A 15,525-nucleotide genomic window follows, 5' to 3' on the forward strand; every position below is an offset into this window, starting at 1 on the left:
GCTCGTTCGCCTTTGGCGTCTCCCCTTGGGAGAAGACTCGCTAACGCTTCGCTATCGGCGTCGCAAATGATGTCTATAAAGCCGATACAATTAACCTTACCAGAGGAGGGAGCAATAGCGTACCAGCTACCAGCACCGCTACCAAAGCAGAGACAAGGACTGCACCAGCCGCACAATCTTTAGCGATTTTTGCCAAATCATGGTATGTCTGCTTAACGGTTAAGTCCACAAGAGACTCGATCGCTGTATTTAATAACTCTAATGCCAAAACTAAACCACTAGTTACACCAATTACCGCTATTTCCACCGCTTGCAGATGTAGAAAAACGCTGAAAGCGATCGCCATTGCACAAACACTTACGTGGATACGAAAATTACGTTGAGTTTGAAAACTATAGCTGATTCCGGCCCAGGCATATTTAAAACTAACAAATAAATTAGAGGCTACTTTCCAGGAGAATTCCCGTTCGTTAGACACCAGTGTTTGTAACGAGGTGGGCGTTGGTGATGGAGAAATTTTTTGGGACATACACTTAAAAACACAAAAACAGAGTTGCTACAGTGGGAATCTTCGCCGATATTAATGGTGCAATTAACTTTGAGACAATTTTTAAGCAATTTTGCACAGAAGTATTATAAAAGTATTACCCAAAATTAACACTAAGGGATACACAAGCTTCTGCTATCCCATGTCAATAGCAATACCTATTGCGTTCAGCAATCTCACTTGTTGTTCTAACATTCGCCCCAAACTTTCTTCATCAGGATGATCCCAGCCTAACAAGTGCAATAAGCCGTGAGCAGCTAACCATGCTAGCTCAGTTGGTAAGCTATATTCCTGCTGTTGAGCTTGACGTTGTGCTGTATCTACAGACACAATAATATCACCTAAATACAATGGTACAGAGGCAAGCATTTCTTTGCTTTGAGGAAAATCCACCTCCAAAGCAGCAAAGGCTAAAACGTCTGTCGGCTTATTTTGTTGTCGATACTGGGCATTCAGTTCTTGTATTTGCGAGTCATCTGTCAAACGCAGCCCAATTTCATAACTTGGGGCTGGCGGAATATGAGGGTGAAGTATTTCTAACCAGCGATTAAACCAATTTTCCCAAGTTTCAGGAGGAATTCGGGCATAAGTGTCCCCAATCTTTACAGATGTTGTCGGGGACAACTCGTAAAAATACTCTTCCACGTATAGTTCAACTCTCAGAGGCACACAGTCTCCTAGTCTGAGGTTTACAGTTTGTCGTTAGTGAGTTAGATAAGCAAGACCAACAAGGAGAGCTAAAAGCCCTACAGCAGTCAACGCAAAATGCTTCAGGGAAGTCCCACCCTTCCGCACCATGTTTCGCATGGCAAGTTTTACGTAGCTAGGTTGAGGTTCTGTTGAAGGAGAGTTGCTCATAGTTATTTGCCTACAGACTCTTTTATAACTGTAACAGTTGGTCTAGGATAGAATCGCGATCGCCTGTATATTGCTGAGGAATTTCTCTGAAACCGCCCCAATAATAGAGAGTGCTATGCGATGTTTACGACGGGCTATTCGGCGTCGCGCTAATCTAAAATACAAGAAAATAAATCATCAGTACTAAATAATGGTAAAAAAATCACTTAGTACACTATTGCGGAAGTTTACTTACCTTTAACAAGGGGATTTTACCCCAAATCTTGTTAATTGAGATGGTAACTGGATTTACACGCCCGCTGTACTAGTATTTATTGCCAATTTCAAATTATACCGGAGTGTTTTCTACTAATTTATTTTCTTGGCGCAGATAAGCTTGGATGAATGTATCAAGTTCACCATTCATCACATCTATAATCGTATTCGTTTCTGTATTTGTACGTAAATCCTTCACCATCTGGTAAGGGTGAAACACATAGTTACGGATTTGGTTTCCCCAAGAGGCTTCCACCATATCACCACGAATTTCGGCAATTTCTTGGGCGCGTTGCTCCTTGGCAATGACCAATAGCTTTGCTTTGAGACGATTTAGGGCTTTCTCTTTATTTTGCAGCTGCGATCGCTCTTCTGTACAGCGTACGGCAAGACCCGTGGGAAGGTGAACAACGCGTACCGCCGTTTCTACTTTGTTGACGTTTTGCCCACCTTTACCACCAGAGCGAGTTGTGGTGATTTCCAAATCCTTATCTGGAATGTCAAGCTGCACAGAGTTATCAATCTGCGGCATCACTTCCACCCCTGCAAAACTGGTTTGTCGCTTGCCGTTGGCATTAAAAGGTGAAATCCGCACTAAACGATGTGTACCCATCTCCGATCGCAAGTAACCATAGGCATAACGACCAGTAATTTCTAGAGTTGCCGATTTAATTCCGGCTTCATCACCCTCCGACTCTTCAGCTAAAGTTACCTTATAGCCATGAGCTTCGCCCCAACGGGTGTACATCCGCATTAGCATAAATGCCCAGTCTTGAGCATCTGTGCCACCAGCGCCAGCACTGATTGTCAGTACAGCACCTTCAGCATCATAGGGGCCAGAAAGTAACTGTTGTAACTCCCACTGGTCAAGGTCACGATTCAGCTTGGTGATGGTAGATTCTGCTTCTTGGAGTAGTGCCTCATCGGTTTCTAACTCCAACAACTCAACAACTGCCTTAGTATCTTCTAGATTGGCGTGCCAGCGATCGTATTGCTGAAGATGGGCTTTCAGGTCATTGAGTTCTTGTAGAGTTTGTTGGGCTTGGTTTTGGTCATTCCAAAATTCTGGTTGAGCAGATATTTTTTCCAGGTCTTGAATTTTGGCTGTCAGTGCAGGTACGTCAAAGATAGTCCTGGGTTTTACCCAGGCGGCCAGACAACGTTTCGATTTCGCGTTTGAGTTCTAGGACATCCATAATGCTTGTTTAATGAGAGATAGAGCGCTTTGGATTAAAAAATTGCTCTTTATTCTACTGATCTTTCTTGATTTTAGCTGTAATTGGGCAAATTTTTTCTGCACTAGTTACAAAAGTTGCTTGAAATTATCAAGTGCTTCTTCACCCACTGAAGTAGTGTGATTTAGCTGTTGCAGATAGGCTTTGATAAACCAATCAATATATTCTATTGTTAAGCAGATGAAAAAAACCGTGGTTGCTGAAAACTTAACCACGGTTTTATTTGATAAAACTTTACTTTTGTTATTGCCTACAGATAATTAATCGCGACCATTGATAGCAATTAGCAACCGCAAGATAAAGACGAACAAGTTGATGTAAGTGAGGTACATCGACAAAGCAGCAGGTAGATACTGGTCATCGCTGTAAGTGCGGGGCAAGATGTAGAAATCAACTACAGAAACCCCAACAAATAGAAACACCCCTAAACCGGAGATGGCAATTTCTAACCAATTTGGCGTGTAAACACCAAACATGGCGAACCCAAATTGTGCTAGACACACAACCACCAAGGCAATAACACCAAGATTAATGGTTTTCGTCAAAGCCATCCCGTCTTGTTCAGAAAGATTTGAACCAATTTGACGGGCAGCTATAAAGGTAACACCACAACCAAGGGCAGCTAACCCAATGCCTTGAATGCCAACACCTTGGGATCTCAAAGCGACAAATATTAAGCCACTGAGGGTATATCCAGATAACAGGCTGTAGGTTGCCAACAGGGGTAGTGCAAGTCCTTTATTACCTTTCTGGGCAACATTTTGGGCAACAAAGAACAAAATTAACTCCAAAATCACCGCACCAATGAAGGTGGGAAAGAATATTCCGGGGTTAGTACGGATAACTCCCAAACCGCCGTAAGTTCCTAATGCCGTTAGCACTAATCCACCGCCGACATAGGGGAGGGCGTTGGCAATCACATTTGGGCCAACGAGGGCGTGAGATTTAGCCTCACGGATAGCTTCACGAAAATTACTGGTATTGCTCATATTGAAAAACTGTTTTTTAGGAAAACGTTCTGCTTATTCCTATTCTTACCAAGATTTAGGGCGATAAACCAGGAAGGGGTTACGCAAGGTAGGAGACAACTAAATAAAAAATATTATGCAATGTTGAAATTTCTATCTAAAACACAAACATAACCTGCAACAAAGTGGTGATCAAAATCATGCGTAAAAATACTGAATTATCGAGTCCGACCACTCACAAGTTCAGTGAAACGACGATAGCTTATTCAGCCTTGACTAAGGAAAATAATGACAGCTTAAAAGAAAATATACGCAGCTCCCTTTTCTCAAGAATAGGAGTCATAACAAAGGAATGTATATGGCAACAAGTGAGTCCTCTTTACGAACTGATGGTATAGAATTATTACACTTGTACCACCAAAATCCTTCTATTAAACTTCGTAATAAACTTGTACAGTTACATACTGGCTTAGTGCGGAAGATGGCTCATAAGTTCAGCCATCAATGTAATGAACCTTATGAAGATTTAGAACAAATCGGTTATTTTGGTTTAATTAGGGCAATTGAGCGCTTCGACCCTAGCCAAGGATATGCTTTTAGCTCCTTTGCTGTGCCATATATTCGCGGTGAGATGCTGCACTTTTTGCGCGATCGCAGTACTCTATTAAAAATTCCTCGTCGTTGGCAAGAACTGTACAATGAAGGGCAAAAAATTCGCAAGGACTTGTCAATCTCTTTAGGTCGCCCACCTAAGGATGCTGAAATTGCCAGCCAACTTCGAGTATCTGTGCAAGAATGGCAAGAAACCAAGTTAGCTGCTCAAAACCGTATGCCTTTGAGTTTAGATGCAACCGCAGTTAACTATGTTGATTGCCAAATAACCTTGGGTGAGGCACTTCCTTGTCCTCGTTCTCATGTTCTGCTGCAAGAAGAAGAAGAACGGCAACAACTCCAAGGCGCAATCAATATGTTAGAAGAAAAGCCCCGCATGGCGGTTGAAATGGTATTTCTGAAAGAACTTTCTCGCAAGGATGCTGCTAAAAATATTGGCACTAGTCCAATGACAGTAACGCGGTATCTGCAAAAGGGAATCCAGGATTTGATTTACTATTTGCAACCACAGGTAATGCCCACTGGTTCTTCATATAATTAGTCAATGGTCAGTGGTTAGTAGAAAAGCAACTGACAAATGACTGATAACTAATTATCGAGATTTTAAATCAGCGATCGCACCTTTGGTCATGGCAGCAATAGCTTGATCTGTCGCTTTTGGCAAATGATAATATTTACCGCCTGCTGTTTGCGATAATTCTTTGGCAAAGCCAGTAGACACAAATTTACTTTCCGTATCAATTACTAATAGTTGCATCCCCAAAGCACGGATTCTGGCAGCAATTTCTAATAATTCCCCTTTGATATCTGGCTTTTCTCCTGGTTCTAGTTGTTCACCTAAAGAACGCGCTAAGGGAATATTACCCCGCCCATCAGTGATCGCTACAAGCACAACTTGCCCAATATCTCCACTCATCTGGGCATTTAAGCCGACGCGCACAGCTTGGGTTAAACCATGCGCTAAGGGTGAACCCCCACCACAGGGCAACCTTTCCAAGCGGTTACGCGCCAAAGCAATGGAACGTGTTGGAGGCAATAACACCTCCGCCTGTTCTCCTCGGAAGGGAATCAATGCTATTTGGTCACGGTTTTGATAAGCTTCTGTTAACAGTTGCATTACCGCACCTTTAGCCGATTGCATTCGATTCAGGGCCATTGAGCCAGAAGCATCTACCACAAATACTACCAACGCCCCGGCTTTGCGTACTAGGCGTTTCGACCGAATATCAGGCTGTTCGACAATAACTTTTCTGTCTGGGTGTCTTTCTCTTCGGGCTTTTTGATAAGGAGCCGCAGCTCTCAGGGTGGCATCTACTGCAATGCGTCGCGCTTTCCCTTTGGGCAACATCGGCTTAATGTAGCGTCCCCTGTCATCGGAAAATATGACACTGCGACTACCAGATTTACCTTGCCGCTTCGCCATTTGAGTAAAGTACAGCACGTTGTCATCAAGGATTACCCCTTCCGGATCAAAAATGAATTCTTCCGGGATGCTAGGGGGTTCTTGCTCTTGATTTTCTTGTTCTTCTTGTTCTTCTTGTTCTTCTTGTTCCTCTTCTGATTCGTCCTGGGGTTCTTCTTGATTCTGTTGCGGCGGTGGTGGCGGCGGTGGCGGTGCTTGTTCGGGTGGCGGTGTCTGCACAACTGTGGCACGTGGTACAATTACCAGTTCTACAGCACGGCGCAAATCTTCAGCATTAACTGTTGTTCGTCCCTCTAAAGCCGCAGCAGCTTTAGCAACCCGCGTGGCGAATAACTCGGCGCGATGTCCCTGAACTCCTCCGCGAATAGACTCATCCACCAAGTAGGCAATTTGTTCATGTGTGATGGTTACTTCTTTCAACCATTCCCGTGCCAAGATGATTTGGGTTTTGAGGGAGTCTAAATCTTCGTTGTACTGCTGAAGAAAGTCTTGGGGAGATTTAGAATAGGCGATCGCAACCTCAACTGCTGCTACTCTTTGATCTAAGCCGAGTACACCATCAGCAGAGAGGGCGATCGCAATTCTATCTAGCAAATGCTCCCGTAATCCACCTTCTTCTGGGTTGTATGTGGCAATAAACAGGGATTTACACGGATGCTGAAAACTAATTCCCTCCCGTTCAATCTGGTTGCGTCCCTCAGATAATACTGTTAACAGTTGATTTGATATTTGGTCATCTAATAAATTAATTTCATCTACGTACAGTACACCCCGGTTTGCTGTAGCGAGTAACCCCGGCTGAAAAATAGTATCACCTTGTTTTACCGACTTTTCAACATCCACTGAACCTAATAGTCGGTCTTCTGTGATACCTAGAGGGATTTGCAAAAAAGGCGCTGGGATAATTTCGACGGGAACATCTTGAATGTCTTTGTCTGCGGACTCCGCCAATAGTTGATCATCCCATTCTTCGGGGTGATTGGGGTCACAGTTGCTGATTGAACCTTTGACAACTTCAATGGGCGGTAGTAGAGCGTGGATAGCACGAGCCATTACAGATTTTGCCGTACCGCGACGACCTGCGATCGCTACTCCCCCCAAACCAGGATCAACTGCGGCTAGCAGCAAGGCTAATTTAATTGCTTCTTGACCGACTACGGCACTCAAGGGAAAGGCAGTGATCGTGGGATTGATAGTAGGCGCAGGCATTGTTTGCTTTCATAGCGAGTCTCGGTCTTTAGCATACCAATTTCTGGCACATTTAGAATATAAGGGCGATGTCTAACGACAAACCGCTACGCGTCTACGCATTTCCCTTAGGAGGAAGATTCATGAGTATTGCTCAGGCTAAACGCTTCACACTGGATGATCTAAACTTTATGATATAGGATTCAGTTATAAGGCAAAGAAGTAAGTTTGATGGCTTATAGTGATTTTAAACTTATTGAAACTATTGATTTTTTTGGTTTAGTCATCCACGAGTCATCTGGATTATTTGCAAGTGTACAGGAGCAAGAATGTAGTGATTTATTATCTACTATTTTGAAAGAAAATGTTGATTTAGCTATAGCAATAAGTACAGAAAAAGCTCGGAGTGAAATGATAATTAGTCCAATTTTATTAGAAATTAGACGTAAATTTAATTATCAAATAAGTTTGTTTTCTGGAGTTGATTTTACTGTTGATAGCCAACGGGGACTAAATGGGTTTTGTGATTTTATTTTGAGTCTTTCTTCGGAGCAGTTACTTGTCCGTAGTCCGGTGATTGTCTTAGTAGAAAGTAAAAATGAGAATTTGAGGTCTGGTTTAGCACAATGTATTGCCGAAATGGTAGCTGCTCAGTTATTTAACGAGAGAGGTGGAAATCAAATAAAAGCTATATATGGTGCTGTTACTATCGGTACTATCTGGCAATTTCTCAAACTTGAAGTTAATGTAGTTTCGATTGATTTGAGTGAATATTATATTAAGGATATTAAGAAAATTTTAGGTATTTTGTATAGTGCGATCGCGCAAAATATGCCATAAATTATTTATTAACTATAATTTTATTTAAATGAATAGTAATTTTTAACTAATACCTCTGTATTAATTGATTCAACGGATGATAAATCTTCTGGAATATTTCTTGATTTCGATGAGTGTTGGCTTTGAAAAAGGTGGAAATATATACATCAAATATTGTATTATTTAATCATAGGACTTACGCAAAAATCGCCCAAAAGCTTAATTTGTCGAACCGCCAAGACGCCAAGAACGCCAAGAGTTCGTAGAGTCTGCGTAAGTCCTAAATCAGTTAAATAAATCACAAATATTTGTTAAATTATTATCCAGTGTATACAGCATTTTGCATCTAAATGAAGTACATCCTTACCCCCCCCGATGTATTGGGGGGAAATTCCCAATCTAGTTCCCTCCCCTTTCTAAGGGGAGGGTTAGGGAGGGGTATTTTTGTACTTCATTAACTTGCAATCTGCTTTAAACGAACCAACACTTAACAAAAAGACAGCTATTCAAAACTGGATAATCATTTTTGAGCAAAAGGCTGAAGATATTTTTTAGAATTTTGGGAAATGAATTTATAATGATTATCTTTAGGCAGTTAACCCAAATTGTAAGATATGTTTAACTATTTTTATAGTAAATTTATTAATACTAAACATTTCTGTAACACACCCAACTTCAAGTTCAGATTTATATTGTTTCATATACATGGAATTTTTCTCACTGACTTACTTAAACTTTGGTAAATTGCATAAGGAATCTGTGCTGCATCCCCATAATCTGCTAAACTAGAGGTGAAACATAATACCCTAAAAATTGCTATAACAAGTTACTCAATACTCAAAGAAGTCCTGCTGATTCATATAATCGTTTGAGCATTGCTGAAATTTTTGTACCATAATCTATATCTGCTGACCACCGTCCTGATAACTGATCAATTAATGGCGCAATCCCGCGTGTGACAAAGCGAAACCGTGGATCTACTACTTCTTGTACCAAAGGTTCTAAACTAGCGTAAGCTTTCAAATGTTGGATGTGTGCCCTCACCCCAATTCTGGCACTTGCAAAAGATGCAGCCTCTGAACCACCACCGATCGCACCTAAGCCGGCAAAGTTATTTTGCTCAGGTTTAATGTCACCACCAAACCGTAAAAATCCAGTTTCTACACACATTTGGCAAAAGGCAATATCATAGTTTACTCCCTCTATGCTTGCTTCTTCCCGATAAAGTTTTGGGATGTCAGGAAACTTGACTAAAGCATTTTCATTATTGTTTCTAATAAATAATTGTAACTGGACTTCGGAAGTATTACCGTTCGACATCACCCGCGAAAATTGACCAGGGCAAACTACCAAATTTGATCGCAAGCTGACAGTACGAGTTGCAGCATCCCAAGTGACTGCAACATTAAAATCTCGCAGTTCGACCGCTTTGACATAAACTACTTTGTGATAGCTAATCCGATTGACATTAGCTGCTTTTGAAAGGTCAATCCGCAGAAGGTCTACTAAATCAATGGGAATGTAAGCATTACCATTAACTAAAACTCCTTGCTCTGAGTAATTTTGGCCATTAATATTGATATTAATTGCTGGATAATTTGGTTCTGCCGGAGTTCCAGGAGTGGGGTCAATCACACGACTCCAAGTTACTAGTCCATCGGCAATTCCCAAAGCAAAATCGCGGCGGCGAGTTTGCAGTAAAGCCCGATCCTCTGGATTGCTGAGAAACCCCACTTGCATCACCAAAGCTGGAAGCGTTGTCTGGCGACAGAATGTTAAACGACCCAATCCACTATCTGTATCTGGCTTGACTCCCCGATTCGGTAATTGGGGTACGCGGCGCAATAACCCCACTAGCAACTGTTCAGCATTGCTTCTGCGATCGCTATTATTAGCAATGTAGAAGACGCTAGCCCCACGCACAGAAGGGCTGTTAGCCGCATCAGATTCAATTTCTAGGGCGATATCACCCCGGCGGCCACGGGAATTGATCCAGGTGATAGTTTGGGCGGCACTCAAGTCATCAGGGACTGCTAAAATTTCCAAATTCCGCGCTCTTAGTTCCGTGACAATCAAATCCCGGAGCAGAATCATTTCTTTAGCTTCAGTTGTACCACCTGCGATCGCACCTGGATCGATTCCTCTAGCTTCTTTGCCTCCATGAGCCGCTGATATAAAAATACGTCCCATTTTCAGTATTTCCTCTGATCCAATTAAGTGTAAACAATCTTATACATTATTTTTGGTCTAGCAACAAGAATATAATAGCTATCAGTTGGGAAATGTACCGCAGTGTTAATTACCAACCCATGACTTCATAAATAGACTACAATGCAAATTCCCCGCTTGCACCCAGACACAATTGAGGAAGTTAAACTACGGGCTGATATTGTAGATGTCGTCTCAGAGTACGTAGTTTTACGCAAACGTGGAAAGGATTTTGTCGGTTTGTGCCCCTTCCATGATGAGAAATCTCCCAGTTTCACTGTTAGTCAGACCAAGCAAATGTACTATTGCTTCGGCTGTCAAGCTGGGGGAAATGCAATTAAGTTTGTGATGGAGTTGGGAAAGCGTTCTTTTGCTGACGTGGTGCTGGATTTAGCACGGCGTTACCAAGTACCTGTGCAAACACTCTTACCCGAACAACGCCAAGAATTACAGCGTCAGCTTTCTTTGCGTGAGCAGTTGTATGAAGTTCTGGCAATGTCCGCGCAGTTTTATCAACACGCCCTTAGACAATCACAAGGGCAAAAGGCAATTCAATATTTGCAATCTAACCGTCAACTTAAAGAAGAAACAATACAGCAATTTGGTTTAGGTTATGCTCCCGCAGGTTGGGAAACTCTCCATCGCTATCTAGTGGAAGATAAACGTTTGCCCGTGCAGATACTCGAAAAAGCGGGATTAATTAAGCCACGCAAGGAAGGGGGCGGTTATTATGATGTATTTCGTGATCGCCTAATGATTCCTATCCGTGATGTCCAAGGGCGCGTCATTGCTTTTGGTGCTAGAACCCTGACGGATGAGCAACCTAAATATCTGAATTCACCAGAAACCGAACTTTTTAGTAAAAGTAAAACATTATTTGCCCTCGATCAAGCCAAAGCTGGGATTTCCCAACAGGATCAAGCCGTGGTGGTAGAGGGATATTTTGATGCGATCGCTCTCCACGCCGCTGGTATTAATAACGCCGTCGCTTCCCTCGGTACTGCCTTAAGCTTAGAACAAGTGCGGTTAGTATTACGCTACACCGAATCGAAAGAACTAGTACTCAACTTTGATGCTGATAAAGCCGGAATCAATGCCGCCGAAAGAGCGATCGGTGAAATTGCCGAATTAGCATACAAAGGTGAAGTTCAGCTAAAAATTCTCAATTTACCCGATGGTAAAGATGCTGATGAATACTTGTATAGTCATACATCAGAAGATTATGGAGAATTGCTAAAGAATGCGCCACTTTGGCTAGATTGGCAGATTCAGCAAATTATTCAAGACCGCGACTTGAGACAGGCTACTGATTTTCAGCAAGTAACTCAGCAATTAGTCAAATTACTTAAAAATATAGCTAATAGCGATACACGCAACTATTATGTTTCTTACTGTGCAGAAATACTCAGCTTGGGAGAAACCAGACTTATACCTCTACGAGTCGAAAATCTGCTAACTCAAATTGCTCCCCCTGCGGCTACATACACTAAGCCCGTATCAGCGAAGAAAGCATGGGGAGGTAGCAAATCCCACTCCCCACTTCCTAGTGAACGCAGTCTTTTAGAACACGCAGAAGCCTTATTACTGCGAATTTACTTGCATTGTCCTGAACAGCGTCAAGCGATTAGTGACGAACTAGAAGAACGAGATTTGCAATTTAGTCTTTCTCACCACCGATTTTTATGGCAACAGATTTTAGAAATTTCATTTAGTGATGGAGAGACGAAAAATTTTTCGTTTCCACCAGATTTAATTTCCCGCCTGCAAGACCAGTTCTTAGAATTTGGCAGTGAGATGGGGTTAATTTCCCATTTATTTCATGTAAATGAAAAAAACCAGAAAGAAATACTTCGGACTCCGCAAGTGGTTCAAGCTGCGATCGCTTGTATGGATTTGGTAATGCTTGAAAAACGCTATCGCCACTTTTTGGAACTATGGCAACAAACCGATCCAGAAGCTGAACCAGAGCGGTATCAATCTTATTATCAGGCTTTCTACGCCGAAAAAATCAAGCTTCAAAAAATAGACCGACAACGGTTATTTTCCATCACAGAGTTGTTGTAGACTCGCACTTACCCCCAACCTAATTCTTGATTAGAAATCAATACAGTTGAGTTAAGCATTTTTTCTTCTCTCTGTCTTCTCTGCGCCTCTGTAGTTAAATTAAAAAAATTGACTTTCACAAAGGATTTTAGCCTTAACCCAAGCGTATTGCATTATAAATGACTTTTCACGTTATGTGGAAAAGAAGACAGCGAAACCTAACCCCCTAGTCCTCTTCCCTACAAGGCAATGGGGGGAAAATTCAAAGCCTCTCTCCTCTTAAGAGAGAGGAATGGAAGCGAGGTTTTCCAGTTGAACAGCTAAAGAAAATTAGCGATCGCGTTTAGCAGAACGGCGCGATGCAGACGAACGAGTACCAGACTTATCGCCATTCGTGGCAGGTGGCGCTACCTTACGTTTAACCGATGTCTGTGGTGAGGGTTTAGCAGTACGGCCCAGACGCTTGTCACCTTGTGGTTTCGGTCTGTGTTGGCGTCCATTTGGGATTGGTTCAGGCTTGGTATCAGGGTTGGGGCCAAAGCCAGCGACCACTTCCTTCGGCAAGCGCTGCTCGATCAGTTTTTCAATATCTGCCAATAGAGGGTATTCATCGACACACACCAGCGATACGGCTTCACCTGATGCGCCAGCGCGACCAGTCCGCCCAATGCGATGAACATAATCTTCCGGTACATTGGGCAGATCGAAGTTGACTACATGGGGCAGTTCGCTGATATCAAGACCCCTAGCAGCAATGTCCGTCGCCACCAATACTTGTAAGCTGCCATTCTTGAACTTTGCCAGAGCATTGGTACGCACCGGCTGGCTCTTGTTACCGTGGATTGCCAGGGCTTGAATGCGGTCTTCAGCCAGCTGTTTAACCAAACGGTCAGCGCCATACTTAGTGCGAGTGAACACTAACACTTGATACCAATTATCTCGCCGAATCAGGTGAGCAAGTAATTGGCGTTTTTTGTCACGGTCTACCTGGTAAACTTTCTGGGCGATCGTGTCGGCAGCAACGTTGCGGCGTGCTACCTCAATCATCGTTGGGTGATTGAGCAGTCCGGCGGCCAGTGTCTTGATTTTGTCCGAGAAAGTAGCGAAGAATAGCAAATTTTGTCGCTGTTTGGGCAGGAGTGAGAGGATGCGGCGGATATCATGAATAAAGCCCATATCCAGCATCCGATCTGCTTCATCTAGCACCAAAACCTCAATATGCGACAGGTTGAGCGTGCCCTGCTGTACGTGGTCTAGCAGTCGCCCTGGAGTAGCGACTAGAATATCCACTCGGTTCTTCAAACGTTGTTTTTGCAGATTAATACCGACTCCGCCGAACATCACCATCGAGTTTAGCTGCAAGTATTTGCCGTACTCGCGCACGCTTTCTTCCACCTGTGCGGCAAGTTCACGAGTCGGGGTAAGAATCAGCGCCCGGATCGGCCGGTAGCCATTAGATGTACCTTTGATGCTCTTATCAGCCGACAACCGATGTAGGAGCGGCAGGGTAAAACTAGCGGTCTTTCCAGTGCCAGTTTGTGCCCCAGCTAGCAAATCGCTACCCGATAAGACGGCAGGAATCGCTTGGATCTGAATTGGCGTGGGTTCGGTGTACCCTCGTTCAGTAACGGCACGGATAATTTCATTGGACAAGCCGAGAGTAGAAAAAGACATAAAACTCCAAAAATAACATCGGCCTGTCGCCAATGGCGGCGTCAGTCTTAGGCGGACGGATAAAAAATCATTGAAAGGCTGGATGGGCAGTAGCGCAAAGACTGAGAGCGAGTGCCGCAGCTGTGCATTCTAACAGATTACAGTCCATTGTGTCCTTAAAGTTGCTCTAATTCAGTGGTGTGTTAAATTAGCATTACTTGCAAAATAATGTGTTAAACAATTGGGAGAAATTCATTATCGCAATCCAAAAGCAACTGATTAATTCGCAAATCAAGTCACCTCATGTCTTCTTGATTGACCATGAGAATAACAATCGTGGTCTGATCGACACCAATGAGGCGCTACAGTTAGCCGAGAGCTTAGAGCTTGACTTGGTTGTAGTCTCTCAAGGCAAAGAGGCTCCAATCGCCAAGATTCTTAACTATGGCAAGCTTCAATATCAAAAGAAAAAACGTCAAAGCCAGAGTGCTAGACCCACGGTAAAGGAAGTTCGGTTCGGTCTAAACGTGGGTGTGGCTGATTACAATTTACGCATTCAGAAAGCAGTTGAGTGGTTGAGTAAAGGCGATTCAGTGAAATTTGCCATTCGTTTACGAGGCCGAGAACATCAATATCGCGACCAAGCTGGAGAACTGCTAGACAGAATTGCAAATGATCTCAGTCAAGTAGGTAAAATCCAGTCGCTGGATAAACGCTCACTAATTGTTCAAGTGATTCCTGCCTAGTTAATCTTGCAATTGCTGGAGGATGTATTTATAGCAGCCTTCGACAAAATAAAGGCAAGGGGGCAAGGGAGAAAAAGGATTTTCAGTACGAGCAGCCACTATTAGGGGCGGAATCTTCTGATATTTGAGCGCTGTTCTGCCTTGCCCCCTACCCCCCGCCTCTAATTGATACTCCCACGGCTATGAAAAGACGGCGTTAGCTGGTTTTCACGTAAAGCCGTGGGATTCTAGGTTCAACGGTAAGGAAGGAAAAAACCGGAGGCAAGACTGGAGCTTTTATCGAGAAAACAGTCAACTGTTACTCAAGGTGAATTTGACCTTACGACTGAATAAGCGCCGGGAGATAGCTAATCAATCGGCGCATTTAGTGATTAAGTGTGTCAAGGCATCAATCAAGCGATCGCTTTCCATCGGAATAATATCTTTGCCATGCATAATCTCCTGAGCAATCACTAAATGCACTATTGACCCCATCAAAATCCATACCATTGCCTCTGGATCAGGAATATTGAGTTCCTGGCGAGAAGCCAGGTATTGACTGATAATCTCGCTCCCAGGTTTAGCAATACAACTGAGGAAAACCTGAGATAACTCTGGAAAACGAGCAGACTCCCCAATCAGCACTCGCTGAAATCCCTGAAATTCCTTGTCATTGAGCATCTGTGTCAAGGCTTTTGTTAACAACTCCCGCAGGACAATATCGGGTTCTCCCTCAAGAGGTTGTGTGCCAAAAACTGACTCAAACCGCTTTCGTGCTAGTTGCTCCATTAGTGCTTTAAAAAGTCCTTCTTTATCGTGAAAGTGGCTGTAAACTGTCGCTTTAGAAACGCCTGCTCCTACCGCTACCCGATCCATGCTTGCACCAGCATAGCCATGTGCCAAAAACTCTTGCATCGCCCCTTGTAAAATTTTTTCGACTTTATCGCTTGAACCCTCCCGCTCAACTTCGTTAATTTTTATGTGGGTCATT

13 protein-coding genes and 1 pseudogene are annotated in these 15,525 nt (G+C 43.2%); 4 read left to right on the forward strand and 10 right to left on the reverse strand.

What is annotated here, in order from left to right; translation table 11 throughout:
• Positions 1-73: 73 nt before the first annotated feature.
• The 5 genes from V7K35_RS04905 to V7K35_RS04925 form a co-directional block, all read right to left on the reverse strand.
• Positions 74-529: a diacylglycerol kinase family protein gene (locus V7K35_RS04905; protein ID WP_335076855.1), complete on the reverse strand. Its 456-nt coding sequence runs from the start codon at positions 527-529 to the stop codon at positions 74-76.
• A 153-nt stretch (positions 530-682) separates the two neighbouring features.
• A complete protein-coding gene (ybeY, locus tag V7K35_RS04910) occupies positions 683-1,210 on the reverse strand; it encodes an rRNA maturation RNase YbeY (protein WP_335076940.1) in 528 nt (175 codons plus the stop codon).
• Positions 1,211-1,249: 39 nt separating this feature from the next.
• Positions 1,250-1,405 carry a DUF3285 domain-containing protein gene (locus tag V7K35_RS04915; protein ID WP_104904774.1) on the reverse strand — a complete coding sequence of 52 codons (156 nt, stop codon included), beginning with the start codon at positions 1,403-1,405 and terminating at the stop codon, positions 1,250-1,252.
• 328 nt (positions 1,406-1,733) lie between these two features.
• A protein-coding gene (gene prfB, locus V7K35_RS04920) for a peptide chain release factor 2 (RefSeq protein WP_335076857.1) occupies positions 1,734-2,856 on the reverse strand; the annotation gives its coding sequence in 2 pieces (ribosomal slippage) (positions 1,734-2,783 and positions 2,785-2,856; 1,122 coding nt in all).
• A 299-nt stretch (positions 2,857-3,155) separates the two neighbouring features.
• Complete coding sequence (locus V7K35_RS04925) at positions 3,156-3,884, reverse strand: Bax inhibitor-1/YccA family protein (RefSeq protein ID WP_229467698.1); 729 nt, start codon at positions 3,882-3,884, stop codon at positions 3,156-3,158.
• 337 nt (positions 3,885-4,221) lie between these two features.
• Between V7K35_RS04925 and V7K35_RS04930 the strand changes: the two genes are divergently transcribed.
• Complete coding sequence (locus tag V7K35_RS04930; protein WP_335076859.1) at positions 4,222-5,016, forward strand: RNA polymerase sigma factor SigF; 795 nt, start codon at positions 4,222-4,224, stop codon at positions 5,014-5,016.
• A gap of 51 nt (positions 5,017-5,067) precedes the next feature.
• Here the strand turns inward: V7K35_RS04930 and bchD are convergent, their stop codons facing one another.
• Complete coding sequence (gene bchD / locus V7K35_RS04935) at positions 5,068-7,107, reverse strand: magnesium chelatase ATPase subunit D (RefSeq protein ID WP_335076861.1); 2,040 nt, start codon at positions 7,105-7,107, stop codon at positions 5,068-5,070.
• Positions 7,108-7,317: 210 nt separating this feature from the next.
• Here bchD and V7K35_RS04940 point away from each other — a divergent pair, with 210 nt between their 5' ends.
• Positions 7,318-7,926 carry a hypothetical protein gene (locus V7K35_RS04940; RefSeq protein WP_335076863.1) on the forward strand — a complete coding sequence of 203 codons (609 nt, stop codon included), beginning with the start codon at positions 7,318-7,320 and terminating at the stop codon, positions 7,924-7,926.
• Positions 7,927-8,385: 459 nt separating this feature from the next.
• On the opposite strand, the pseudogene V7K35_RS04950 reads toward V7K35_RS04940, so the two are convergent.
• Both V7K35_RS04950 and tftA read right to left on the reverse strand, forming a co-directional pair.
• A pseudogene (locus V7K35_RS04950) lies at positions 8,386-8,487 on the reverse strand (IS4 family transposase); the annotation flags it as partial.
• A 255-nt stretch (positions 8,488-8,742) separates the two neighbouring features.
• The gene (gene tftA, locus V7K35_RS04955; protein WP_335076866.1) at positions 8,743-10,095 is read right to left on the reverse strand and encodes a hormogonium tapered terminus morphoprotein TftA; all 1,353 of its coding nucleotides are present in this window, start codon (positions 10,093-10,095) and stop codon (positions 8,743-8,745) included.
• A 141-nt stretch (positions 10,096-10,236) separates the two neighbouring features.
• Here tftA and dnaG point away from each other — a divergent pair, with 141 nt between their 5' ends.
• A complete protein-coding gene (gene dnaG / locus V7K35_RS04960; protein ID WP_335076868.1) occupies positions 10,237-12,177 on the forward strand; it encodes a DNA primase in 1,941 nt (646 codons plus the stop codon).
• Between the two features lie 309 nt (positions 12,178-12,486).
• Here dnaG and V7K35_RS04965 read toward each other — a convergent pair whose 3' ends face one another.
• Positions 12,487-13,830, reverse strand: a complete 1,344-nt coding sequence (locus V7K35_RS04965) for a DEAD/DEAH box helicase (RefSeq protein WP_335076870.1) — start codon at positions 13,828-13,830, stop codon at positions 12,487-12,489.
• 209 nt (positions 13,831-14,039) lie between these two features.
• Here V7K35_RS04965 and infC point away from each other — a divergent pair, with 209 nt between their 5' ends.
• Complete coding sequence (gene infC, locus V7K35_RS04970; RefSeq protein ID WP_273763311.1) at positions 14,040-14,555, forward strand: translation initiation factor IF-3; 516 nt, start codon at positions 14,040-14,042, stop codon at positions 14,553-14,555.
• Between the two features lie 351 nt (positions 14,556-14,906).
• Here the strand turns inward: infC and V7K35_RS04975 are convergent, their stop codons facing one another.
• Positions 14,907-15,524: a TetR/AcrR family transcriptional regulator gene (locus tag V7K35_RS04975; protein ID WP_335076872.1), complete on the reverse strand. Its 618-nt coding sequence runs from the start codon at positions 15,522-15,524 to the stop codon at positions 14,907-14,909.
• Position 15,525: the final 1 nt, after the last annotated feature.

The organism is Nostoc sp., from assembly GCF_036917275.1.
Lineage (GTDB): Bacteria > Cyanobacteriota > Cyanobacteriia > Cyanobacteriales > Nostocaceae > Nostoc.